This window comes from Streptomyces sp., from assembly GCF_035563135.1.
Lineage (GTDB): Bacteria > Actinomycetota > Actinomycetes > Streptomycetales > Streptomycetaceae > Streptomyces.
In genome coordinates, this window is sequence record NZ_DATMVN010000461.1 from 1 (window position 1) to 23,216 (window position 23,216).

The 23,216-nt window shown below is 72.8% G+C and carries 18 protein-coding genes and 1 pseudogene; 15 read left to right on the forward strand and 4 right to left on the reverse strand.

From position 1 onward, the window contains the following. Positions 1-538: pseudogene (locus tag VN520_RS20460) on the forward strand (hypothetical protein); the annotation flags it as partial. 177 nt (positions 539-715) lie between these two features. On the opposite strand, the gene VN520_RS20465 reads toward VN520_RS20460, so the two are convergent. Then, positions 716-1,636, reverse strand: coding sequence for a L,D-transpeptidase family protein (locus VN520_RS20465; protein ID WP_325748380.1), 921 nt, complete (start codon positions 1,634-1,636; stop codon positions 716-718). A gap of 252 nt (positions 1,637-1,888) precedes the next feature. Here VN520_RS20465 and VN520_RS20470 point away from each other — a divergent pair, with 252 nt between their 5' ends. Both VN520_RS20470 and leuE read left to right on the forward strand, forming a co-directional pair. Then, entirely contained in the window at positions 1,889-3,469 is a 1,581-nt protein-coding gene (locus tag VN520_RS20470) for an acyl-CoA mutase large subunit family protein (RefSeq protein ID WP_325748381.1), read from the forward strand. Between the two features lie 307 nt (positions 3,470-3,776). Beyond that, positions 3,777-4,436, forward strand: coding sequence for a leucine efflux protein LeuE (gene leuE, locus VN520_RS20475; RefSeq protein WP_325748382.1), 660 nt, complete (start codon positions 3,777-3,779; stop codon positions 4,434-4,436). A 12-nt stretch (positions 4,437-4,448) separates the two neighbouring features. On the opposite strand, the gene VN520_RS20480 is transcribed toward leuE, so the two are convergent. Further along, entirely contained in the window at positions 4,449-4,907 is a 459-nt protein-coding gene (locus VN520_RS20480; protein ID WP_325748383.1) for a MarR family winged helix-turn-helix transcriptional regulator, read from the reverse strand. Positions 4,908-5,207: 300 nt separating this feature from the next. On the opposite strand from VN520_RS20480, the gene VN520_RS20485 reads away from it, so the two are divergent. The 6 genes from VN520_RS20485 to VN520_RS20510 all read left to right on the forward strand — a co-directional run bounded on the left by VN520_RS20485 (position 5,208) and on the right by VN520_RS20510 (position 13,212). After that, positions 5,208-6,173, forward strand: a complete 966-nt coding sequence (locus VN520_RS20485) for a glycosyltransferase family 2 protein (protein ID WP_325748384.1) — start codon at positions 5,208-5,210, stop codon at positions 6,171-6,173. 3 nt (positions 6,174-6,176) lie between these two features. After that, positions 6,177-7,523, forward strand: a complete 1,347-nt coding sequence (locus VN520_RS20490) for a polysialyltransferase family glycosyltransferase (RefSeq protein WP_325748385.1) — start codon at positions 6,177-6,179, stop codon at positions 7,521-7,523. Between the two features lie 55 nt (positions 7,524-7,578). Then, complete coding sequence (locus VN520_RS20495; RefSeq protein ID WP_325748386.1) at positions 7,579-8,868, forward strand: hypothetical protein; 1,290 nt, start codon at positions 7,579-7,581, stop codon at positions 8,866-8,868. Further along, positions 8,865-11,390, forward strand: a complete 2,526-nt coding sequence (locus tag VN520_RS20500) for a polysaccharide pyruvyl transferase family protein (protein ID WP_325748387.1) — start codon at positions 8,865-8,867, stop codon at positions 11,388-11,390. The genes VN520_RS20495 and VN520_RS20500 overlap by 4 nt, the downstream gene beginning before the upstream one ends. 50 nt (positions 11,391-11,440) lie before the next feature. Beyond that, positions 11,441-12,541: an acyltransferase gene (locus VN520_RS20505; RefSeq protein WP_325748388.1), complete on the forward strand. Its 1,101-nt coding sequence runs from the start codon at positions 11,441-11,443 to the stop codon at positions 12,539-12,541. Positions 12,542-12,750: 209 nt separating this feature from the next. Beyond that, positions 12,751-13,212, forward strand: coding sequence for an ALF repeat-containing protein (locus VN520_RS20510; protein WP_325748389.1), 462 nt, complete (start codon positions 12,751-12,753; stop codon positions 13,210-13,212). A 28-nt stretch (positions 13,213-13,240) separates the two neighbouring features. On the opposite strand, the gene VN520_RS20515 is transcribed toward VN520_RS20510, so the two are convergent. Together VN520_RS20515 and VN520_RS20520 are read right to left on the reverse strand one after the other, a co-directional pair. After that, positions 13,241-14,578 (reverse strand): hypothetical protein, encoded by a 1,338-nt coding sequence (locus tag VN520_RS20515; RefSeq protein ID WP_325748390.1) that lies wholly within the window; start codon positions 14,576-14,578, stop codon positions 13,241-13,243. Continuing rightward, positions 14,575-15,558 carry a glycosyltransferase family A protein gene (locus tag VN520_RS20520; protein WP_325748391.1) on the reverse strand — a complete coding sequence of 328 codons (984 nt, stop codon included), beginning with the start codon at positions 15,556-15,558 and terminating at the stop codon, positions 14,575-14,577. The genes VN520_RS20515 and VN520_RS20520 overlap by 4 nt, the downstream gene beginning before the upstream one ends. 207 nt (positions 15,559-15,765) lie before the next feature. Here VN520_RS20520 and VN520_RS20525 point away from each other — a divergent pair, with 207 nt between their 5' ends. From VN520_RS20525 to VN520_RS20550, 6 genes are all read left to right on the forward strand, one after another. Next, complete coding sequence (locus VN520_RS20525) at positions 15,766-17,151, forward strand: DUF6716 putative glycosyltransferase (RefSeq protein WP_325748392.1); 1,386 nt, start codon at positions 15,766-15,768, stop codon at positions 17,149-17,151. Between the two features lie 20 nt (positions 17,152-17,171). Next, on the forward strand, positions 17,172-18,452 hold the full coding sequence (locus VN520_RS20530; protein WP_325748393.1) for an acylneuraminate cytidylyltransferase: 1,281 nt from the start codon (positions 17,172-17,174) through the stop codon (positions 18,450-18,452). Between the two features lie 12 nt (positions 18,453-18,464). Further along, positions 18,465-19,400, forward strand: a complete 936-nt coding sequence (locus tag VN520_RS20535; protein ID WP_325748394.1) for an N-acetylneuraminate synthase family protein — start codon at positions 18,465-18,467, stop codon at positions 19,398-19,400. 11 nt (positions 19,401-19,411) lie between these two features. After that, positions 19,412-20,452, forward strand: coding sequence for a hypothetical protein (locus tag VN520_RS20540; RefSeq protein ID WP_325748395.1), 1,041 nt, complete (start codon positions 19,412-19,414; stop codon positions 20,450-20,452). Positions 20,453-20,638: 186 nt separating this feature from the next. Then, positions 20,639-21,172, forward strand: coding sequence for an effector-associated constant component EACC1 (locus tag VN520_RS20545; RefSeq protein WP_325748396.1), 534 nt, complete (start codon positions 20,639-20,641; stop codon positions 21,170-21,172). A gap of 70 nt (positions 21,173-21,242) precedes the next feature. Then, the coding region (locus VN520_RS20550) for a caspase, EACC1-associated type (protein ID WP_325748397.1) at positions 21,243-23,216 on the forward strand (1,974 nt) is incomplete at its 3' end.

The window sequence follows — 23,216 nt, forward strand, 5'->3', positions numbered from 1 at the left end:
CGGGCAGGACAGCGGTGGCGCGCCGGACCGCGAGGGCGCCGGCCCGGACAGCGGCACCACCGGAGGCACCCAGGACGGCACGGACGGACGCGAGGCGCCCGGCAGGTCCCCGGGCGAGGTGTACAAGGAGTCGGTCAGGGCCTGCCGCGCCTACCGCGAGGACGCTCTGAGCCGGGAGGCCGAGCGCCGGCTCCTCGACCTGGCCGACGGGGAACGCGACCTGGACCGCTTCTGCGACCGCCTCCTGGGCCCGGACGGCCGTACCGGCGGGAGCGGGAGCGGCGAGGAGGGCCAGGGCGACGGCAGGGACGACGGCGGGAGCGACGGCAAGAACGGTGGCGGGAGCGACGGCAAGAACGGTGACGGGAGCGGCGGCGGCAAGGGTTCGCTTCCCTCGATCGTCTTCCGTACGCAGGCTGCGGAGAGCACCCAGGGCGACGCGCCGCAGGGTGGTGCACCGCAGGGCGGCGCGGCCCCCCGGCCGACGGCCGGTCCCACGGCGGGCTCGCTGTCCGCGCTCTCCTCCGCACTGCGCTGACCTGCGAGAACGCCCCGGCTGTAACGCTTTCGGGCGGTCCGGCGCAGTAGTGAGTGCCGACTGGTCATCGGCCGCGCAAGGAGCCGGGGTTCCCCCCGTACCTTCGGCTCAGCGCATCCGGCGCGGGCGGGACACGTTCCCCCGGTCCCGCCCGCGCCCCCGAGCAGGCCGGCCCCTTCACCAGTAGACGACGACCTTGTCGCCGTCCCGCACCTGGGCGAAGAGCGACGCGATCTTCCCCTCGTCCCGGACGTTCACACAGCCGTGCGAAGCGCCGTTGTAGCCGCGTGCCGCGAAATCCGGCGAGTAGTGCACCGCCTGGCCCCCGCTGAAGAACATGGCGTACGGCATGGGGGTGTAGTAGAGCGTCGACACGTGGTGGCGGGACTTCCAGTACACCGAGAAGGTGCCCTCACGCGTGGGCGTGTACTGGGAGCCGAAGCGCACGTCCATCGACGAGACGACCCTGCCGTCGATCATCCAGGCGAGCGTGCGGCTGTTCTTGCTGATGCACAGCACCCGGCCCGTCATGCAGCGGGCGTCGGGCTTCGCGGCGGGCGGCTCGGCGGCAGGCGGGTCGAGCTCCTTCGACGTCGGCTCCCGCGTCATCGCGAGCAGCCGTTCCCAGGTGACGGTGTCGGTCCTCCCCGTGCGGGGCAGGCCCCGCTTGCCCTGGAAGGACTGCACGGAGGTGACGGTCACGGTGCCGTAGTACCCGGTGGGGCTGCGGTCGAAGTGGCCGATCTGGCGCAGCCGCGCCTGGAGCTCCCGTACGCGCGTGCTCCGGTCGCCGGCGGACATCAGGGTGCTGGGCCCCGGGGAGGGCCGTGCGCTCGGTGTCCCTGCGCCCGGCGTCCGTGAGGGAGCTGCCGGGGAGGTGGCCGGGGCTGTGTCCGTGGGGCTCTCCCGGCCGCCGCTCGGCTTGGCGTCGTCGGTGGAGGAAGGAAACGCCCTGGTCGGGAGGGCGGTGGGCTCCGTGGCTCCCACCGTCTCGACCTTGCAGCCCGCCGTCAGCGTGGCGAGCGTGATCACGCCGACGGCTGCCACGGCCGCCGGGCGCAGTCCGCGCGCGCCGCTGTTCGTCCCTCTGAGTCCCATCTCTGCCCCCTGGCTCGCGCCCGTCACCGCCCCGGCCGGGTGTGACCCGTCGCGTGGCACGGATATCTCATGAGACGGATTCCCTTCCTGCCCGGTTGCCGAATCCTGAGGATGATGGAATCGCGTGTCACGGCCTTCGGGTATCTGCTGTGTGCAAGGCCCCGGCGGAGGGTTCCCGCGAACCGTGGCGCCGCCGTCGGAGTCCGTCGCGAGTCCGTCACCGGTACGTAACTTGAACGGGAGGCACAGCACATGACGCGTGAGTCCGAGTCGGGACCGCCCATCGAGCCGGTGTACGGGCCGGAGGCGCTCGACGGCTGGCGGGCCGAGGAGAAACTGGGCGCACCGGGCGCCTTCCCCTTCACCCGTGGGGTCCATCCCACGATGTACACGGGCCGGCCGTGGACGATGCGGCAGTACGCCGGATTCGGTACCGCCGCCGAGTCCAACGCCCGCTACAAGCAGTTGATCGCCGACGGGACGGCGGGCCTGTCCGTCGCGTTCGACCTGCCCACCCAGATGGGGCACGACTCGGACGCACCCCTCGCCTCCGGTGAGGTCGGCAAGGTCGGAGTGGCGATCGACTCGATCGACGACATGCGCGTCCTCCTCGACGGGATCCCGCTGGACGAGGTCTCCACCTCGATGACCATCAACGCCCCCGCCTCGCTCCTCCTCCTGCTCTACCAGCTGGTCGCCGAGGAGCAGGGCGTGCCGGCCGGCCGGCTGACGGGCACGATCCAGAACGACGTGCTCAAGGAGTACATCGCCCGGGGCACGTACATCTTCCCGCCGAAGCCCTCGCTGCGGCTCATCGCGGACACCTTCAAGTACTGCCGGGCCGAGATCCCGAAGTGGAACACCATCTCGATCTCCGGTTACCACATGGCGGAGGCCGGCGCCTCGCCCGCGCAGGAGATCGCCTTCACCCTCGCGGACGGCATCGAGTACGTCCGCACCGCCGTCGCCGCAGGCATGGACGTGGACGACTTCGCGCCACGGCTCTCCTTCTTCTTCGTCGCCCGTACGACGATCCTGGAGGAGATCGCCAAATTCCGTGCCGCACGCCGGATCTGGGCGCGGGTGATGCGGGAGGAGTTCGGCGCGAAGAGCCCCAAGTCCCAGATGCTGCGCTTCCACACCCAGACCGCCGGCGTCCAGCTCACCGCCCAGCAGCCCGAGGTCAACCTGGTCAGGGTCGCCGTGCAGGGCCTGGGCGCGGTCCTCGGCGGCACGCAGTCGCTGCACACCAACTCCTTCGACGAGGCCATCGCCCTGCCGACGGACAGGTCGGCCCGCCTGGCGCTGCGCACCCAGCAGGTCCTGGCGTACGAGACGGACGTGACGGCCACCGTGGACCCCTTCGCGGGCAGTTACGCCGTCGAGAGGATGACCGATGACGTCGAGGCCGCCGCCCTGGAACTGATGCACAGGGTCGAGGACATGGGGGGAGCGGTCGACGCCATCGAACGCGGCTTCCAGAAGGGCGAGATCGAGCGCAGCGCGTACCGCATCGCCCAGGAGACGGACAGCGGCGAGCGCGTCGTCGTCGGCGTCAACCGCTTCCGCCTCGACCAGGAGGAGCCCTACGAGCCGCTCCGGGTCGACCCGTCGATCGAGGCCCGGCAGACGGCCCGCCTGGCGGAGCTCCGCGCCGGACGCGACCGGGGGGCGGTGGACGCGGCACTGACGGAGCTGAAGAAGACGGCCGAGGGCACGGGGAACGTGCTGTACCCGATGAAGGAAGCGCTCAGGGCGCGGGCCACGGTGGGCGAGGTCTGCGACGCGCTGCGGGAGGTATGGGGCGTGTACGTCCCGACGGACGCCTTCTGAGGGGCCGGGGCGCCCTTGCGGATGATCTCTCGCCGACCGGCCGGACCCGTGGGCGGGCTCATGGACAGTGGGCCCCGAAAGGAGGATGCCGTGGCTGTGGCACAGCACGAGGAGCTGGTGACGGTGCGGTCCGGGCTGACGATCGGCGAGGCGGCCGATCAGGCCGCGCGCTCGCTCACCGTGCCGGACCTGGTCGGTGTGGAGACGGAGCTCTCCGTGGACCGCCTGCTGGACGGCGGCGAGGACTGGACGGCCGCATTACGGACCGCCCGGACGGGGTGTCGTACCCGCGTGCGACACTCCGTTCATGCTGGGTGTCACCGATCTTCCGACCTATCTCGCCGGCCTGGTGCTGATCATTCTGCTGCCGGGGCCGAATTCGCTGTACGTGCTCTCGGTCGCCGCCAAACGCGGGGTGCGCAGTGGCTATGTGGCCGCCGCCGGTGTGTGGACCGGGGACACGATCCTGATGACGCTGTCCGCGCTGGGCGCCGCCTCCCTGCTGCAGACGACGCCCCTGCTCTTCACCGTCGTCAAGTTCGCGGGCGCGGGTTATCTGACCTGGATGGCTCTCGGGATGATGCGCACGGCCGTGTCGATGTGGCGCGAGCGGCACCAGCACATGGCCGAGCTGCCGGTGGAGGATGCGGCGCCCGCGAAGGAGGCGGAGCGGCCCTACCGGCGGGCGCTCGTGGTCAGCCTGCTCAATCCCAAGCTGATCCTGTTCCTCATCTCCTTCTTCGTGCAGTTCGTCGATCCGGGGTACGCCTATCCGGCGCTCTCCTTCCTGCTGCTGGGCACGCTGCTGCAACTCGGCAGCTTCCTCTACCTCTCGGCGCTCATATTCGGCGGCACCCGCCTGGCCGCCGCCTTCCGCCGCCGCAAGCGGCTGTCGGCAGGAGCCACTTCGGCGGCGGGTGTGCTGTTCCTCGGGTTCGCGGCGAAGCTGTCGTTCAGCAGCGTGTGAGCGTGGCGGTGGTCAGTGGTGCCAGGCCTTGCCGCCCACGTTGTGGATCATCCGCTGGAGGACCTTGAGCGCGGCGACGAACTCCTCGTCCGGGATCCCGGCGTGGATCTCCGCACTCGCCCTGGTGACCCGTTCGAACGCCTTGGTGCGCAGCGCGTGTCCTTCGGCGGTCAGCCGCAGACGGGCGGACGGGTCCTGGGTGACCAGGCCCTGGGCGATGAGGGTGTCGATCTCGGGTTCCAGCGAGGCGCCGACGTTCAGATAGCCCTGGAGCATCGCGACCACCTCGGCGCGCGGGCGGCCGGGTCCGTCCGCGTCGGCGAGCTGGTTGAGCACCCACCAGGGGGGCTGGGTCAGAGCGTGTTCGGCCAGTGCGGCCCGGATGTGGGTCACGGTCGCCTCGTGGGCGGCCCAGCTCCAGTAGCCGATGGGCTGCCGTGCCAGTCCTGCGTCGTCATGTGAGTAGTCCATGTCCTGGACCGTAGGACCTCAAGTGAAGTTGAGGTCAAGGCCCGGCGGTCCGGAGCGTTCCGCGGGCTCTGCGTGACCGCGCTGGATGAGGTGGCGCGGCCCCCCGGCGCGACTTCCGGGCGTGATCCCCCGGCGTGACTCCCGGGCGTGGTCCTCCGCCCGGCGCGGCTCCCGGGCGTGGTCCCCGGCGTGGGCCACCCTGACGACGCCCAGAGTTCACCCTTCGTCGGGCCGGGGGACACCCGCCCCTCCACCCGCGTCACTAGCGTGTGCGGACCATGGTCGAAGGTGAGGGTCCGCGTGCCGAAACTGTCCGTTGTCGTTCCGTTCCACAATGTCGGCGCCTTCGCCGACACGACGCTGGGCAGTCTTGCCCGTAACGCGGGCCCGGACATCGAATTCCTGCTGGTCGACGACTGCTCCACGGACGGGACACCGGCCGTCGTCGACCGCTGGGCCGACAGACTTCCGCACGCCGAGGTCATCCGGCACGAGAAGAACGTCGGCATCGCGGCGGCCCGCAACAGCGGCATCGACGCGGCCCGGGGCGACTTCGTCACCTTCCTCGACGGCGACGACTGGTACGCCCCCGGCCACCTGGGCCGGCTGCTGCACGCCGCCGCCGAGCTGGACTGCGACTTCGCCCGCACCGACCACGTCCAGGCCACCGGGACCAGCCGGGTCGTGCGACGTGCGCCCGCCCGGCTCCGCGACACGGTGCTGGATCCGCGCGAGGGCATAGCGGCCCCCGAATGGGAGACGATGGTCGACTACCCCTTCGTGTGGGCGGGCGTCTACCACCGGCGGCTCTTCGAGGACGGCGGCCACCGCTTCACCACCCGGCTGCGCACCGCCGAGGACCGGCTGTGGATCTGGCAGCTGCACCTGCGGGCCCGTAGCTACGCGGCGCTGAACCTGTACGGCATCTTCTACCGGCGCGGTGTCACCACGTCCCTGACGCAGATCAAGGACGCGCGTCAGCTGGACTTCTTCCCCGCCTACGACACGCTGCTCGACGAGATCCGCGAGGACCGGGACGCGGATCTCCTCCTGCCCAAGGCCGTCCGCACCTACTGCGCGATGATCGCCTTCCACAACGAGAAGGCGGACACCTACGAGCCGTCGACCTTCCGGCGCCTGCGCCACGAGTCGGCGGCCGCGCTGCACCGCATGCCGCAGCAGGTGCTCGACCACACCCTGACGATGATGGACACCAGGCGCAGCACCCTGCTCAACCGCCTGCGTGACAAGCAGAAGGCCGCCTGACCCATGCCCACGCGCACCCAGATCTTCCAGGTGTCGACCCTTTACGGGGCGGCCACGCTCGCGGCGGCGCTCGACGCCGGCCAGTTCGGACCGGGGCAGGACAGCCACCGCGTCCTGCTCGTCTCCAACAACGCGGCGATCCCCGAAACGGCCCTCCGGCTGGAGGAGATGCGCGGTTACGGCGACATCGCCGCCCGTTTCGACTCCGTCGTCGACTGGAACGACGCCATCAGCCCGCACCACCCGAGCGGCTGGGGCCCGCGCGCCGAGGAGACCGAACTCTGGCAGCGCGCCTTCCGCCTCGCCTGGGGCATCCACCCCGACGCACCCGTCGACCTCGCCGTCGAATCCATCCAGGTCAACCCGGCCCGCGCACTGGCCGCGATCTTCTCCGAGAGCGCCGTGCACGTCTACGCGGACGGCCTGATGAGCTACGGCCCGACCCGCAACAAGGTGCCGCGGTCCATCGCCTGCCGCATCCAGCGGGTGCTCCACCTGGACCTCGTACCGGGACTGCGTCCGCTCCTCCTCGCCGAGTCCGGTGTCGAGCCCGAACTCGTGCCGAACGACGCCTTCCGCAAGGTCCTCGGCGAGATCGCCGGAGCGGCGGACGGCGACCGCCGGCTCGCGGAGGCCGAGTCCGAGGCACCCACAGCCGTACTCCTGGGCCAGTACCTCGCGGCGCTCGGCATCCTCACGGCCGAGGAGGAGGAGGACCTGCACCTGCGCATGCTGCGCGGCGCGGCGCGGCTCGGCCACACCTCCGTCCTCTTCAAGCCCCACCCCACCGCGCCGGCCCGCTACTCCAGGGCGCTCGACGACGCGGCCGCCGCACTGGGGGTGCGGCTGACCACGCTGGACAGCCCGCTGCTCGCCGAGACCCTCTACGAGCGGTGCGCGCCCGCACTCGTCGTCGGCTGCTTCTCGACCGCGATGTTCACCGCCGCCGCGTACTACGGCATCCCCGTCGCCCGGGTCGGCACCCGTCTCGTCCTGGACCGCATCACCCCGTACGAGAACAGCAACCGCATCCCGCTGACGATCGTCGACCACCTGGTGCCCGACCTGGACGAGCAGCACGGCGAGACGGTGCCCGCACTGCCGGCCACGGCCCCGGACACCCTCGGGCCGCTGGTCCGGACGGTCGGCTACTGCATGCAGTCCGGACTCCACCCGACGCTGCGCGCCGAGGCCGAGACCTGGCTGCGGGACCACCTCGACAACAGCACGCAGTACTACTTCAAGCGACGCCGCCTGCAGAAGCTCACCCTGCCCGGCGGCGGCCCGCGAGGGGCGGCGATCAGGCTGCGCCGCACCGTACGGCGCACCCGCAGCAGCCTGGGCCTCTGAACCGGGACCGGGCGTGTGCCCGGCCGGCCACTGATGACGAAACGGCGGAACGAGCATGGGCCAGACCCTCACCGGGCTGCTCAAGGCAGTGCGGGCGAGATCCGGGCAGGGCGGTGCGGCGCGTCCGGCGCCCACGGCAGCCCTGCGTCTCTGCGGCGACTACCTCGCGGGCCTCGCCGCGAACGGTCCCATGAACGACGCACGGCAGACCCGGCTCGTCTCCGCCATCGGCGGCCTCACCGCCGCCTGCGGGACCGGCGGTGACGACCTGTTCGACGCCCTGCTCCGCACCGGGCAGTGCGCCCTGGAGGCCGGGGGCGAGGCGGAGAGACGCCTCGCGCTGGACATCGCCGTCGAGGCCACCGGGCTGCGGGCCAGGTCCAAGGGCGCGTGGCGGCTGCGCGGTGGCGCGCTGGACGCCCTGGGGCGCCGTGAGGAGGCGGTACAGGCCTATGAACGGCATCTGGCGCTTCAGCAGAACCCGTCGGCGGCCGAGGACATCAGGCGCCGGATCGCCACCCTGAAGGACCTCCGCGCCTGCCTGGACGAGGCCGCCGGGCTGCTTCCCGGCGAGGACGCCGCCGTCCTGCGGGCGCTGCACGACGCCCCCGCAGGGCAGGTGCGTACCGCCTTCGCCGAGGTCGTACGCCGGCGGACCGCCGAGGGCGGAGGCATGGCCGACCCGGCCGTCCGCCGCCTCACCACCCTGTACGCCGCCCACCGCCGGCTTCTGGACCGGGACAGGATGGCCGATCCGCTGCTCGGTGGCGCGGAGCCGCTCGGAGTCCCCGGGCTGCGCCGCACGGTCGCCGGCCGCTCCGTCTGCCTGGTCGCGGGCGCTGCCCGGATCGCCGACGAGGAGCGGGATCCGGGCAGCCCGCTCGGCAAGCTGATCGACGGATACGACCTGGTGGTCCGCTGCGACACCCTCCCGGCCGGCGACCGGCGCACCGGCCTGCACGCGGTCACCCTGCGGGGGGACACCCCGTGGACGGGCCCGGCCTGGGACCGCCGGGCGGACACCCGTCTGGTCTTCGGCGATCCGCTGTCCCACTGGCGCCGCTCGCTGCGCGCCCGCCTGGTCGCCGGGGCGCAGGACCACATCGGCGACGCCTCGCTCCGGCATCCCCTGGACGATCCCGCGCTGCTCGGCGAGGGGGGCTGGGGCCCGCAGCCGAGCACCGCGTTCACCGTGCTCCGGCTCCTGGACTTCCTGGACGCGGCCGACCGCCTGGACCTCATCGGCTTCGGACTGCCGGGGCAGTTGCAGCCGCGCGAGCGGGAGTGGGTCGCTGCCCGCGCGACACACGAGGACGAGACCGAGATGAGGACCGCGCTCAGATGAACAGCCCCGCCGACCCCACCGCAGGCAGACGGACCGAGTCCGTCGCCGGCCGAGGACAGGCCGGTCCGGCCACCGGGCGCGAGCACGCGGATCCCGCCGCCGCGCCGGGATCATCCGCATCGCCGGGGCCGTCCGCCGCGCCCGGCCGGCTCGACGCCGACGACCGGCGCGCCGTCACCGGCAAGCGGAGGATCGCCTTCGCGGCATACGCCGACGAGGACCGGATGCCCGGACTCCTGGTGCTGCTGCGCAGTCTCGCCCTGACAGGTCCGGCCGTCTGCGAGGACTTCCTCCTCCTGCACCCCGGACTGCCCGACTCCGCGTTCGACGCCGCCCGGCGGCTGCACCCGCGCCTCGTCCCGCGTACGGCGGACAGCCGCCTCGACGCCTTCCGGGCCACCGGCTACGACACCGTCGTCGTCCTCGGCCCCGGCATGGTCGTCCTCCGCCCCCTCGCACCGCTGCTCGCCCTCCGCACCGGGGTGGCCGCCGTGCCGCAGCCCGGGTCCGGCGGCGGACGGACCGTGCGGGACGACGGGCTGCTCGTCATCCAGCGGCAGGACGTGACGGACGCCGTGCTCGACGCGCTGGCCGAAGGCGGCGCGGACGTGGTGCACCGAGCGCTGACGGAGGCAGGACTCCTCGAACCGCTCGGCTCCCCCTACGACTTCCCGGCCGGCCGGCTGTACGACGACGCCCCCGTCCCCGCGAGCACCGTGGTCCTGCACTTCAGGGAGGACCACTTCGGGAAGGAACACGGCGAGGAGGGCCGCTTCGGCGAGGAGGACCGCTTCGGGGAGGACCCGGCCCCCTCCGCCCCGGCACGCGAGGCACGCGAGCGTTACGCGATGGACGACGAGGCGTTCCGCGCCGCCTACTGCGCCCTCCCGGGCCCCAAGCACCCCGAGCTGCTCCTGCACTGCGCCCTGCCGTTCCCCGAAGGAAGGCGTGCGCCGGTGGACCTGGTCCGCCAGGTCGCCGAGGTGCTCCGGCAGCAGGGCCGCTACGACGAGGCCGTCGCCCTGCTGAGCGCCGCCGTGGCGGACCGGCCCGACCTGCCGCGCTGTCACGAGACGCTCGGCATCAGCCTGATGGCCCTGTCCCGCTACGAGGAGGCCGAGGCACATCTCCTCCTGGCCACCGTGTCACCGGACTTCGCCGCCCGCGCCTACGGCCAGCTCGCCCGGCTGGCCTGGCTGCTGGGGCGGGACACCGACGCCCACGCCTACGCCCGGGAAGGACTCGACGCCGATCCCACCGACGGCAACTGCCACGCCTGGTACGTCCGTACCCGCCCGGGTCCGGGCGCCGTCCCGGCCTCCGGCCCCGCGCCCGCCGGGGAACAGCTCGCCCATGTCGCCCTGTTCGCCGACGGTCAGGAGAACGCGGGCGACAAGGTGCTCCCCGAAGCCGTGCGGATGTGCTTCGGCCCCGACACCGGACCCGCCCGCTGGCACGAGCGGTCCGTGCACCGGCTGGTCGACGAGCCCGCACTGGAGGAGCTGAACGCCCGCCGCGGCATCGTCGTCGGCGGCGGCGGGCTCTTCCTCCCGGACACCGCGCCCAACAGCAACAGCGGCTGGCAGTGGAACATCCCCGACGACGTGCTGGCCCGGATCACCGCGCCGCTCGCCGTCTTCGCGGTCGGCTACAACGTCTTCGACGGGCAGCGCTACCGCCGGGAGCGCTTCGCGGCGAGCCTGCGCGCCCTGGTCGGGCAGTCGTCCTTCTTCGGACTGCGCAACCAGGGCTCCGTGGACCGGGTCAGGGAACTGCTGCCGCAGGAACTGCGGGACCGGGTGCGCTACCAGCCCTGCCCCACGACCGTCGCCCGTCACCTCGACCCCGGCCTGGACGGCGGCCTGGACGGCGGCGCGGGCCGGGACGACACCGTGCTGGTCAACTGCGCCTACGACCGGGCCGGTCTGCGCTTCGGCCATGACTACGGCCACTTCCTGGCCGAGACGGCCGCCGCAGTACGCGCCATCGGCGAGCGCGCCGAGGTCCGTTACGCGGCCCACATGCCGGCCGACGAGAAGTTCGTCCACGACCTGCGCCGGGAACACGGCATCGCCCTGCCGGTCGAGCCGCTGTACCTGTTCGGCAACGACCGCATCCGCGAGCTCTACCGGCGTACGCGCCTGGTGATCGGCATGCGCGGGCACGCGGGGATGATCCCCTTCGGCTGCGGCACTCCGATCATCAGCCTGGTCTCCCACCCCAAGCTCGCCTACTTCCTCTCCGACATCGGCCGCCCCGACTGGGGGGTGTCCGTCCACGACCGGTCGCTGGGCGCCCGCCTCGCCGAGCGGGCGGCGGACGTGCTGGACGACCACCGGGCGGCCGTGGCCGACGTGCACGGGCGGCAGGAGCACCTGTGGTCGGTCACCCGGGCCAACCTCGCCGGACTCCAGGAGCTCTTCGGGCTGCCGGACCCGCTCCCCGCGGGTCCGCGTGCGCCCGGTCCCCGGACCGCCGGCCCGGCACGGGGCCTTCACCTGCCGGACACCCGGACGAAGTGACTGTTCACCCGGCCGGAGTTCACCCCCGGCCCACCCGTTCATAGCCTTCGATGACCATGTCTTCCTCTGTCTCCCGGACCGGCCCGCCCGCCACCGCGCAGGCGCCGCGGCCCGCCCCTGAACCCCGCCCGCACCGCGAACACCGGTACGACATCGATCTGATCCGGCTGCTCTGCTCCGTCGGAGTGATCCTCTGCCACACGGGCTCCGCGTTCGTGAACACGGCGGGCCGCGAGGCCGCCAACGGTCCCGGCACCTACTGGGCGGGGCTGGTGGCGGACTCGGCGGGCCGGTTCGCCGTGCCGCTGTTCTTCGCGATCGCCGGATGGGTCGTCCTCGTCGGCGCCCCGGTCCGGGACGGCCGCCGGCTGTGGCAGCGGATCGTCCGGATCGTGGTGCCGCTCGCGGTGTGGACGGTGCTCTACGTGGCCTGGGGCCGGCTGCGCGACACCAACGACGCCCCGGCCGGTGAGCTGGCGTTCGACGCGCTGTTCGCCTCGATACGCCCGGCGTACCACCTCTGGTACCTGTACGCCTACATCCCCGTGATCATGCTCCTGGCCTTCGCCGCCCTGGTGAAGTCGGGCAAGCGCCCCTGGGGACTCGGCGCCGCCCTGCTCGTGCTGGGGGCCGCTCCGTCCCTGTTCGGCGATGCCGCCCGGGTCACGGACCTCCAACTGCCGCGCTTCGGGTGGGGCTTCGGCCCGTACCAGCTGATCTACGCGGTTCTCGGAGCCCTGCTCCTCGCGCTGCCCGCCGGCACGTTCGGCAGGCGGAGCCTGTGGTGGCTGCTCCCGGCCGGGGTGTTCCTGGCCGCGATCATCACGTACCAGCACGAGGTGCACTACGCGATCCCGTACGCGAGCGTCCTGGTGGCCCTGTTCAGTGCCGGTGTGCTGCTCTCGCTGCACCGTCTGCGCGTCCCGGAGCGGCTGCGTCCGGCCCTGACACGGCTGGCGGGCGCCTCATTCGGCGCGTACATGATCCATGTGCTGGTGCTGGGCGTCCTCACCGACGTACTGGTCGACGCCGACCTCACCCTGCCGGTGGCGGCGGCCCTCGTCCTCGCCGTCACCGCCGCCACGACGGCTCTCTCCTTCGGCGCGGCCGTGCTGTGGACCCGCCTGGGCCTGACGCGGCTGCTGGGCTGAGACAGGCAGGCGGTGGACCACCGTCCTGCGCAAGCGCGTTCGGGTTCGGCAGCGTTGCGGGGGTGGATTCTGCCGGGGCCGGGCACTGAACCGGGGGCGCACTCCGGCGAGGATTCATCCGCCGGAGGGTGCGGGGAGTGACACGGGGGCGTGGCCCGACTTCCCGGCATCCGGGGCATCCGACGTTTTCGATCCGAGGGGGAACACCCATGAGACCGGCATACAACGCACTGGCGATGACCGTGACCGCAGGCTCCCTGGCTTCCGCTCTGCTGTTCGCCACGCCGTCCTTCGCAGCCGCCGCGCCGTCCTCGCCCGCCATCACCGTGGCGGCGTCCGTCCCGTCCGGCCGGGAGTCGCCCTATGACTCGATGTCCCTGACGGACCTCCGCATGGAGGTCTTCAGGGTGCTGGCCGACACCGACACAGGCCGGTCCGTCTACGAAGCCGCTGCCGAGGCGCTCGAAGCCGGTACGGCCGAAGCCCTGCGCCACTTCCTGGAGACCGGACGCTGGGACGCCCAGGAGGTGGACGACCGCGTGGCGGTCTTCACCGTCCTGGCCGACCCCGGCAGCAGCGAAGCCCTGCGCGCGGCAGCGATCGCCGTCCTGGAGGAGGGCACCCGGGAGGCGCTGCGCCACTTCGTCGAAGTCGGTCAGTACGAGGTGTGAGCCGCCGGCTCCCGCCCGGCACCCCGCCTCAGCGCCTGAGGGCGCGGGCGCGGCGGGCCAGCCGGCGCAGGACGGCGTTGCGCCGTACGAAGGCGAGGCGGGCGGGGACGACGCCGGGGAGGGCCAGTGAGCCCAGGCGGCGGCGCTTGAAGTAGCGCCAGGTCCGGGCGTTCAGGTGGGCGGCCAGGTAGCGCTCCGCTGCCGGGCGCAGATCCGGCCGGACACGCGGCTGCATGGCGAAGGCGACCGCCGGCAGCAGGCCGCCGAGGGCTTCGGCCACCGCGGCTTCGGTCAGCGGGGTCTGCCCCGATACGGCGGCGGGTTCGGCGAGGTCCGGCAGCAGGGCGTCGACGATCGTGACCGGGATCCTCGCCGGGTTCTCGTACGGGGTGAGGCGCTCCAGGAGGGTGCCGGTCCCGCTCCTGGCCACCGGCAGGCTGTAGTGGACCGCCGCGCCGATCAGCGCCGGCGAGGAGCAGCCGACGACGAGCGCGGGGCGCAGCCGCTCGTAGAGGACCTCGGCCAGGACCGGGACGCCGGGCAGGCCTGAGTCCGGGGCCGTCAGCTCCACACCGAGGCGTGCGGCCTCCGCCCGCAGGGCCGGGGCGGAGGGCGCAGGGTCATGGGGACAGGGCTGGAGAACCAGGTGGGTGTGGCCCAGAGCGGCCGTGCCGCGGATCATCCGCAGCTGGAGCTCCTCCTCCTCGGCGGCGGGGAGCACGCCGGCCTCGGGGAGCAGCAGGACCGCCGCTCCCTCGGGCGCGGCGGGCTCCGGTACGGAGTCCGCCAGTTCGCCGAAGACCTTCAGCAGGGCCGGAGCGGGCAGCGGGCGGGGCTCCGCGCCGAACTCGCCCAGCAGCAGCGGCCGCAGGCCGGGGAGCAGCCCGGGGTGGAGCACGTGGCGGACGCGGGTGCCGATCAGCGGCGGGATCTTGCCTCCGGTGGGGCCGTAGCCGGTCAGCCCGTCCGTATGGACGGTCACCGGTCCGCCGGTGAAGATCTGGGCCACGGCCTGGGCGGGGCCGGTGTGCGGGGATTCCAGGACGAGTTCCACCTCCTCGTCCCCGAGGTCCCAGGCGCGCCGCAGGTGGCGTTCCCACAGGGGTACGTCGTCGGCGCGGGGTTCCCAGGCGCCCGGGTGCAGGGGGAAGACGGCGTCGTTCCACGAGAGCACCTCGTCGAACCGGGTGCGCAGCCGCCCGAACCCGGGCATGGCGTCGGCCGGGACCGCCGCCTCGGGGACCGCCGTGGTGTCGCAGAGCAGCAGGATGCGGCGACCGGACTCCGCGAAGCAGCCGGAGTCGAGTGCGGCGGCGAGCACGGCCGTGCCGTGGAGGCCCGAGGCGACGAAGATCTGGGTGGTCACGCGGCAGCCGCTCCCTCGGTGGTGGCGGACCGGCGGCGCAGCCTGCGCAGCAGGGTCGCCCGTTCGGTGTCCATGGAGTCCAGGACGTCGTCGAGCACACGCCGGGGCATGCTGCTGAGTGCTGCCGCGGCGAGCGATTTGAGGGTGCGGGCGACGGACGGTTCGAATTTCTCGACGGATCCGATGTGGTGGGAAATGACGGCGCAATACGTCCGCACCGCTTTCGGCATCAACAGGTCGGCGTCGCGGTCCGCAGCGGTATCGGATATCACCTGGTCGTAGGCGCGAATGAAATCCAGCTGGCGTTCGTCGCCGATCTGGGTGAGGGACGACGCGACCCCCCGCCGGTAGAAATGGCCGAGGGTTCCCAGGACCGCGAAGGAGTCCGCCTCCCGGTGCAGCCGCCAGATCCACGGCCGGTCCTCGGCGGTGCGCAGCCCGTCGGTGAAATGCAGCAGCCCCCGGTCCAGCAGACTGCGGTGGTAGAGCCCCGCCCAGGCGAACGCGTAGTCGACCGAAGTCGTCCGGTCGGCGGGCAGGATCGCGTCCCGGGGGTCGCTCACCACTCCCCGCAGGCCGTGCGGGACACGGCGCACCGTGCGGGACGTGCCGGTGACCTGGACATGGTCCGTACGCACGAAGGAGCAGCCCAGGACCTCGGTCAGGGCGAGCAGGCGGGCGTAGTGGCCGGGTGCGAGCCAGTCGTCGCCGTCCAGGAAGGCGATGTACTCGCCACGGGCGGCGTCCAGACCGGTGTTGCGGGCCGTGGCCAGACCGGCGTTGCGCTCGTGTGTGTGGACGACCACCCCCTCGATGTCCTCCTGGGCCCGGCGCAGGAGATCCGCCGTCCCGTCGGTCGAACAGTCGTCGACGAGGACGAACTCGAAGTCCTCACGGGTATTGGCCCGCAGGCTTCTGAGCGTGTCGGACGCGTATGCCCGGACGTTGTAGAACGGCACGATGACGGAGAGCTTGACCACCCGCGTCACGCTAGGGGCGGCCCCGGCATTTGCCTTGACCCCTGCCCGTACGGAAAGTGAACGGCGGGCGGCGGAAAAGTGAACCCGCCCGTATTCGAAGTCGATTTCCCCTTCTGCCGGGCCGAATCCCCAACCGTCGACCGGCTGTTAACCATCTGTTGCCACCGCGTTGGGCCGCGGCTCGAAATGGCTTCCTAGCTTTACGGCGTGCCCCCTCGTACCGATGACGCGGCCGTTCCGGCCGCCACCCCCGCAGCCGACCGTGCGGCGCTCCGCATAGCCGTGCTCGCCGACTCCGACACCCGGTGGAAATGGGGCGCGCTCACCGCGCGCCGCCTCTCCGGAACCTCGGAGGCCGGCGCGACGGAGCGCCCCGTCGAGATCAGCGGGCTGCTGCTGCGCGGCCGGGCCACCCCGACACCCCGCCAGCTCGCCGAAGTGGGCGAGGTGGGGGTCGACACCGGCCGGGTGCGCGAGGTGACCACCGTCGAGTTCCTGCACACGGTGCGGGACGAGGGCTACGACATCGTGGTGCTCGCCCTGGTCGGCGGCGCCGTCCAGGCGATGATCCACGGCCTGGCCGCACTGGACCTGCCCCGCAGGCCCGTCGTCGTCACCGGCTATGTCGGGGTCGTCTACGAGAAGCTCGCCGACGGCCTCCTGCTGCGCCACGGCGCGGACGTCGTCCTCGCCAACTCCCGCCACGACGGGGAGCGTTTCCGCGCGGTCTACGAAGGCGTCGGCGCCGACGCGTCCTCCGTCACGGAGGCCGCCCTGCCGTTCCTCGGCGGGGAACCGCACCGGGCCCAGGAGGGCCGCGACACCGTCGTGTTCGCCGCCCAGCCCTCCGTGCCGGCCTCCCGCGCCGACCGTATGTACCTGTTGCGCCGGCTCGTCGAGCACGCCAGGCTGCACCCCCACCGCGAGGTGCTGCTGAAGCTGCGCTCCAAGCCGGGCGAGCACACCACGCACATCGAGGAACTGCCCTACCAGCGTCTCGCGGAGCGGATCCCCGGGGGCCTGCCGCCCAACTTCCGCCTCGTCTACGGGCACATGGGCGAGGTCCTGGACCGCACCGACCTGCTGGTCACCGTGTCCTCGACCGCCGCGCTGGAGTCCCTGCACCGGCGGATACCGACCGCGATCCTCTCCGACCTCGGCGTCCGCGAGGCCCTCGGCAACCACCACTTCATCGGCTCCGGACTCATCACGTCCTGGGACCACCTCGACGGCGGGCTGCGCCCCGAGCCCGACGAGGAGTGGCTCGCAGGCCAGGGCGTCGCCGCCGACGGCACCTACGGGACGGCCTACGACACCGCCCGCGCCCGGGTCGCGGCGCTGCTCGCCGCCGGACCGCTTCCCCGCCCCGCCCCCTACTACACGCCCGCCACCGCGCCCGGGTACCTCCCCGGCATCCTCGCCCGCTACCACCTGGCCCCCGACGGCCACCCGCTGCCGGGCGCCGTCACCCCCAAGGAGCCGGGCCGGGTGCGGGGCGCGGTCCGCGAAACCGTACGCAACGCGGCGCGCGGCGCCTACCGCCACGGCGTCCAGCGGGTCGCCCCCGTGATCCGCCGGATGGGCGAGCTGTGACCACCGATCCAGGAGCAACCATGACCCCGCCCCCCACCGTGCTCGCCGTGATCCCCGCCCGCGGTGGATCCAAGGGCGTGCCCGCGAAGAACCTCGCCCGCGTCGGCGGCGTACCGCTCGTCGCCCGTGCCGTCCGCGCCTGTCTCGCCTCGCCCGAGGTCACGGACGTGGTCGTCACCACCGACGACCCGGCCATCGCCGGCGCGGCCAGGGCCGCGGCGGAGGCACTGGGGGAGGACAACCGGCTGCTCTGCGTGCAGCGCCCCGCCGCCATCGCCGGTGACACCGCGACCAGTGAGGACGCGGTCCTGCACGCGCTGCACTCCTACGAGGCGACGGCGCACGGCCGGAAGGCCGACGTGGTGCTCCTGGTCCAGTGCACGAGCCCCTTCATCACCCGCGAGGACATCGACGGCGTCGCCGCCGCGGTCGCCCGCGACGGTGCCGACACCGCCGTCACCGTGGCGCCCTTCCACGGCTTCGTGTGGCGCGACGGCAGCGCCGTCGAGGACGACACCTACGGCGTCAACCACGACAAGGCCGTACGGCCCCGCCGCCAGGACCGGCCCCAGGACTACCTGGAGACCGGCGCCGCGTACGCCATGGACGTCGAGGGCTTCCGCACCCACCGCCACCGCTTCTTCGGCCACACGGCGCTCGTACCGACCGACCCCGCCCGGGTCCTGGAGGTCGACGACCCGCACGACCTGGCCCGTGCCCGCGCCCTCGCACCGCTCCTGGATCCGTCCCCGCTGCCCACCCGCGCGGAGATCGACGCCGTCGTCCTCGACTTCGACGGCACGCAGACCGACGACCGCGTCCTCATCGACTCCGACGGCCGCGAGATCGTCGCCGTGCACCGCGGTGACGGCCTCGGTGTGGCCGCCCTGCGCCGGGCCGGCGTACCGGTCCTGATCCTCTCCACGGAGCAGAACCCGGTCGTCGCCGCCCGTGCCCGCAAGCTCCAGGTCCCCGTCCTGCACGGCATCGACCGCAAGGACCTGGCCCTCAAGCAGTGGTGCGAGGAGCAGTCCATCGCTCCCGACCGCGTGCTCTACGTCGGCAACGACGTCAACGACCTGGCCTGCTTCGGCCTGGCGGGCTGGCCCGTCGCCGTCGCGAGCGCCCACGACTCGGTACGCGCCGCCGCGCGGGCCGTGACCACACAACCCGGCGGTTTCGGAGCCATCCGTGAGATCGCGGCCTGGCTGCTGGGCCCCACCCTCACTCCTCCCACCGGAACCCCCGACACCCCTGACGTCCCCGACACCCCTGACGCCCCCGTCACCCCCACCAAGTAAGGAAGCACCACCATGAGCAACACCTCCCGCCTGCGCACCTTCGGCACCCGCACCGCCGGCCCCGGCCACCCCGTCTACATCACCGGTGAGATCGGCATCAACCACAACGGCGACCTCGACAATGCCCTCGCGCTGATCGACGTGGCCGCCGAAGCCGGCTGCGACGCGGTCAAGTTCCAGAAGCGCACCCCGGAGATCTGCACCCCGCGCGACCAGTGGGACATCGAGCGCGACACCCCCTGGGGCCGGATGACGTACATCGACTACCGCCACCGCGTCGAGTTCGGCGAGGACGAGTACACCGCCATCGCCGAGCACTGCGCCAAGCGCGGCATCGACTGGTTCGCCTCCCCGTGGGACACCGAGGCCGTCGCCTTCCTGGAGAAGTTCGACGTCCCCGCGCACAAGGTCGCCTCCGCCTCGCTCACGGACGACGAGCTGCTCCGCGCGCTGCGCGCCACCGGCCGCACCGTCATCCTCTCCACCGGTATGTCGACCCCGAAGCAGATCCGGCACGCGGTCGAGGTCCTCGGCAGCGACAACATCCTGCTCTGCCACGCCACTTCGACGTACCCGGCGAAGGCCGAGGAGCTCAACCTGCGGGTCATCAACACCCTGCAGCAGGAGTACCCGAACGTCCCGATCGGCTACAGCGGCCACGAGACCGGCCTGCAGACGACCCTCGCCGCCGTCGCGCTGGGCGCCACGTTCGTCGAGCGCCACATCACCCTGGACCGCGCCATGTGGGGCTCCGACCAGGCCGCCTCCGTCGAGCCGCAGGGCCTCACCCGCCTCGTCCGTGACATCCGCACCATCGAGGCGTCGCTCGGCGACGGAGTCAAGAAGGTGTACGAGTCGGAGCTCGGCCCGATGAAGAAGCTCCGCCGGGTCGCGGGCGTCGTCGCCGAGAGCGAGAACGCACCGGCCGCCGAGCCGGTCGCGGTCTGACGGGCCGACCGGTGAACCTCGCCTTCGTCGAGAGCCCGGTCCAGCTCCTGAACGTCCTGGAGTGGACCCACACCCGGGGAGGACCCGACACCACGATCGTCGTCCTCCCCCCGGTCGACCCGATGTCGCGCGGACAGCTGCGCAGGATGGCGGATCTGGCCCGCGACGAGGGCATCACCGTTCGCTGGCAGGAGGCGCGCGGGGGGACCGGCGCGCCCCTGAAGGCCCTGCGTGCGCTGACGGGCCTGATCCGCAAGGCCGACAGGATCGTCATCGGGGACCCGTTCTCCCGGTACGTGCAACTGCTCCTCAGCCTGGTCCGCACACGCCGGATCACGGTCGTCGACGACGGCACCGCCACGATGGAGTTCGTCGCCCAGCTCGCACGCGGAGAACGCCTGGTGCGCTGGCACCGCCGGGGGAGCGGGGGCCCGCGCGAGCTGCTGCTGGCCCCGGTCACCTCCGCGGCCCGCCGCAGCTTCACCCCGTCGGCGTCCCGCACGGTCGAGGTGTTCACCGCGATGCCGGTGGAGGCTCCCGCCGGCATAGAGGTCACGGCGAACACCTTCGCCTGGACCCGGAAGCGCTTCGGCCCGCCCCTCATCACCAAGGGGGCCGACCTGGTGGGGACCTCCCTGGTGGAGACGGGCGTGGTCGACCCCGTCCCGTACGAGGAGGCGGTCACCTCGCTGGCCCGCACCCACGGCGCGACCCGTTATTTCGCCCACCGCCGTGAATCCGCGGACAAGCTCCACGCCCTGGAAGCCGCCACCGGCCTGGAGATCGTCCGTCCCGACCTCCCGCTGGAACTCGTCGCCCGCAGAGGTCCCATCGGCCACACGGTCCTCAGCTTCCCGTCCACGGTGGTCCACACCCTCCCGCTGGCCCTGGCAGGCACGGGCGTGAAGGTCGCGGTGTGCGACATAGCGCCGGAATGGCTCCGCGACACGGCGTCCCCGCGCGCCGAGGGTTTCCTGAGCGGGGTCACGGAGACGGCCAAGGACGTGCAGCGACTGGCACCGTGGCGGGCCACGGCGGTCGCGAAGGGGTGAGGCGGCGGGCGCCGGCGGCTCCCGCAGCCGGCCACGGCGGTGCGCCACCCGCGTCGGCGTCGGTGTCACCCGGCCTGCGGGGGGTGCGCCATCGCCACCGTGACGTGTTTCTGCGTTGCCAACCAGGCACGTACTGAGCAGAGTTGGGGCTTGTACGCAACGCGTTGCACGGGGAGGGCACCAGGGATGAGAGTGACGCTGGCCGTTGACGCCGGGGGCGAAGACGCGGCCGGGGCCTCGGACGACCTCTACGCATGGCTTCGCCAGGACCCTGATCTGCGGATGTTCGTCCGCAGAGAGGTCCCCGCCACGCCGCCGGCCGGAGCCATGGGCGCCCTGGGGGAGCTGATCTCCCTGCTGCTGGCTCCCGGCGGTCCGACGGCAGCCCTGGGGGCGGCGGTCGTGGTGTGGCTGCAGGGCCGCCGGGGCAATCAGACGGTCACCCTCACCCTGCCGGACGGTACCCAGGCCGTGGTCTCCTCGGAGAAGGTGCGAGGTCTGACCGCCGAGGGAACCGGTGAGCTCGCCGAACGGGTCGCCGCAGCGCTCCGGCAGGAGCGGCCCCCACGGACGGCGCCGAGGACGCAAGGGCCCCAGGAAGCACAGGGAAACCAGGAAGCACAGGGAGACCAGGGAGACCAGGAAGCACAGGGAGATCAGGAGACACGAGGCACCGCACAGGACGGCGGCCGCGTCGGCCCGTCACCGGAAACGGGCTGACCATGGCTCAGGGGGCACGCCGGATCCACCCGCGAGAGCAGATCTGGCGGCAGACGGCTGTCACGCACTGGTGATCGGAACGGCCACCCACCCGGGACCGCTACTGCCCGCTCTGCCGTCCGCGCTCCGGTCGGCGCAGGACGTGGCCGAGACCCTCAGCACGGTGTGCGGTATGGGCGACCGGGTCACCCTGCTCACCGATCCGGCGTCGCCGAGCGATGTGCTGGAGGCACTGGCGACGGCCATCGACCGGGCCGCGCCCACCGAGGAGCGGTACGAGCGCGGAACCGTCCTCCTCTACTTCGCCGGGCACGGGCTGCGCGGACCCGGTCAGCAGCTCTACCTGGCGACAGCGACGACCAAGTCGCAGACGGACATGGCGCACTCCGTCCCCTACACGGAGATCGAGCGCTACCTGAGCGACGCCGCCGCCGACCCGGTCGTGATCCTCGACTGCTGTTTCGCGGGGAACGCCCAGGAGCCCGGCCGGCCGGCGGCAGCGGACCCGTATGCCGGTGCCCGGCCCACCGGCAGCTACCTGCTCGCGTCGGCGACGCGCAACACACTGGCGTACGCCCCGCCGGACGCGGAGCACACCCTGTTCAGCGGTCAGGTGCTCAGCCTGCTGCGGGAGGGTGACGCGGGTGGCCCGAAGTGGCTGACCCTGGGCGGCCTCTACCGGCTGCTCGACCAGCGGCTCCAGGGCAGCGCCGCCCGCCCGTACGGCGGCGGCACCGCGCGCATGAGCGAGCTGACCCTCGCCGTCAACCGACGGTACGACCCGGATCCGGATCCGGACACCGGACAGCAGGCGGCCGGCGTCCCCGGTGCGGACGCCGCCTGCCCCTACCCCGGCATCCTCCCCTTCCTCCCCGAACAGCACCGGCTCTTCTTCGGCCGGGAGGAACTGACCCAGGAGCTGCTGCGGCGCGTCGAAGAGGCGCGGCCCGGTGAACCGGTGGTCCTGGTGGGGCCGTCGGGGGTCGGCAAGTCCTCGCTGCTGCGGGCGGGTCTCGGCGTGGTCGCCGAGCAGGCGGGGCTCGGTCCCGTACGGCTCGTGCCCGCGCCCGGCGAGCGGCCCTTCCGGACGCTCGCCGAGGCATGGGGCGCGGCAGTGGGCAGAGCCCCCTCCGACGTGGCGAGGGACCTGGAGCGCGGGCGCTTCAGCCGGCCGGCCGCGCCCGGTGCCGGGCAGGCTCCGCGTCTCCTCGTCATCGACCAGCTGGAGGAGTACTTCACGCTCTGCTCGGACGAGGCCGAGCGGGAGCGGTTCGCCACCGCTCTCACCGCGGGAGCGGACGAGGGGGAGACCGGGGGCGCGACGCCGGGCCCACGTCTCGTCCTGGCCCTGCGCGCCGACTACTACGGCGACGCCCTGAGCGACCCCCGGCTGGCACCCCTCGTACGGCCGGGCCACTTCGCCGTGCCCGCGCTGACGGACGAGGAGGTCGAGGCCGCGATCGTGCGCCCCGCGACGTACGCCGGCCTGCGGTGGGAGGCGGGCGTACCGCAGCTCCTGCGGCGTGATGTGAACGAGGAGCGGCACTCCACGGGCGACGCCGCGGCGCTGCCCTTCCTGGCCTACGCCCTCCCCGAGATCTGGCTGCGGCGCCGGGGGAACACGCTTACGTACGCCGGGTACGCCGCCGCGGGAGGCATACGGGGAGCGGTGGCCACAGCCGCCGACAGGATCCACGACTCCCTCGACGACGCCGGCCGCACGGCCCTGCGGAGCCTCCTGCTGGCGATGGTCCACGTCGCCGACGGCGAGGGGCGGCTGGTCCGCCGCCGGGCGCTCCCGGCGGAGCTCGCCGGGAGCGAGGACCTTCTGCGCCGGCTCGCCGACGCCCGCCTGGTCGTCGTCGACGAGGAAGGCGGCGCGCAGCTCGGCCATGACTCGCTGCTGCACGCGTGGGCGCGGCTGAGCGGCTGGATCGACGAGGTGCGGGACGACCTGCTGCGGCTCCGCAGGCTGACGGCGGCGGCGGAAGGCTGGGCGGAGGCGGGACGGAAGCCGAGCGGTCTCTATGAGGGCGAAGCCCTG

What these genes read in the sequence shown, in the direction of transcription:
- VN520_RS20465 (WP_325748380.1), bottom strand. Translation starts at nt 1,636, where the DNA reads ATGGGACTCAGAGGGACGAACAGCGGCGCGCGCGGACTGCGCCCGGCG.
- VN520_RS20470 (WP_325748381.1), top strand. Translation starts at nt 1,889, where the DNA reads ATGACGCGTGAGTCCGAGTCGGGACCGCCCATCGAGCCGGTGTACGGG.
- leuE (WP_325748382.1), top strand. Translation starts at nt 3,777, where the DNA reads ATGCTGGGTGTCACCGATCTTCCGACCTATCTCGCCGGCCTGGTGCTG.
- VN520_RS20480 (WP_325748383.1), bottom strand. Translation starts at nt 4,907, where the DNA reads ATGGACTACTCACATGACGACGCAGGACTGGCACGGCAGCCCATCGGC.
- VN520_RS20490 (WP_325748385.1), top strand. Translation starts at nt 6,177, where the DNA reads ATGCCCACGCGCACCCAGATCTTCCAGGTGTCGACCCTTTACGGGGCG.
- VN520_RS20495 (WP_325748386.1), top strand. Translation starts at nt 7,579, where the DNA reads ATGGGCCAGACCCTCACCGGGCTGCTCAAGGCAGTGCGGGCGAGATCC.
- VN520_RS20500 (WP_325748387.1), top strand. Translation starts at nt 8,865, where the DNA reads ATGAACAGCCCCGCCGACCCCACCGCAGGCAGACGGACCGAGTCCGTC.
- VN520_RS20505 (WP_325748388.1), top strand. Translation starts at nt 11,441, where the DNA reads ATGACCATGTCTTCCTCTGTCTCCCGGACCGGCCCGCCCGCCACCGCG.
- VN520_RS20510 (WP_325748389.1), top strand. Translation starts at nt 12,751, where the DNA reads ATGAGACCGGCATACAACGCACTGGCGATGACCGTGACCGCAGGCTCC.
- VN520_RS20530 (WP_325748393.1), top strand. Translation starts at nt 17,172, where the DNA reads ATGACCCCGCCCCCCACCGTGCTCGCCGTGATCCCCGCCCGCGGTGGA.
- VN520_RS20535 (WP_325748394.1), top strand. Translation starts at nt 18,465, where the DNA reads ATGAGCAACACCTCCCGCCTGCGCACCTTCGGCACCCGCACCGCCGGC.
- VN520_RS20545 (WP_325748396.1), top strand. Translation starts at nt 20,639, where the DNA reads ATGAGAGTGACGCTGGCCGTTGACGCCGGGGGCGAAGACGCGGCCGGG.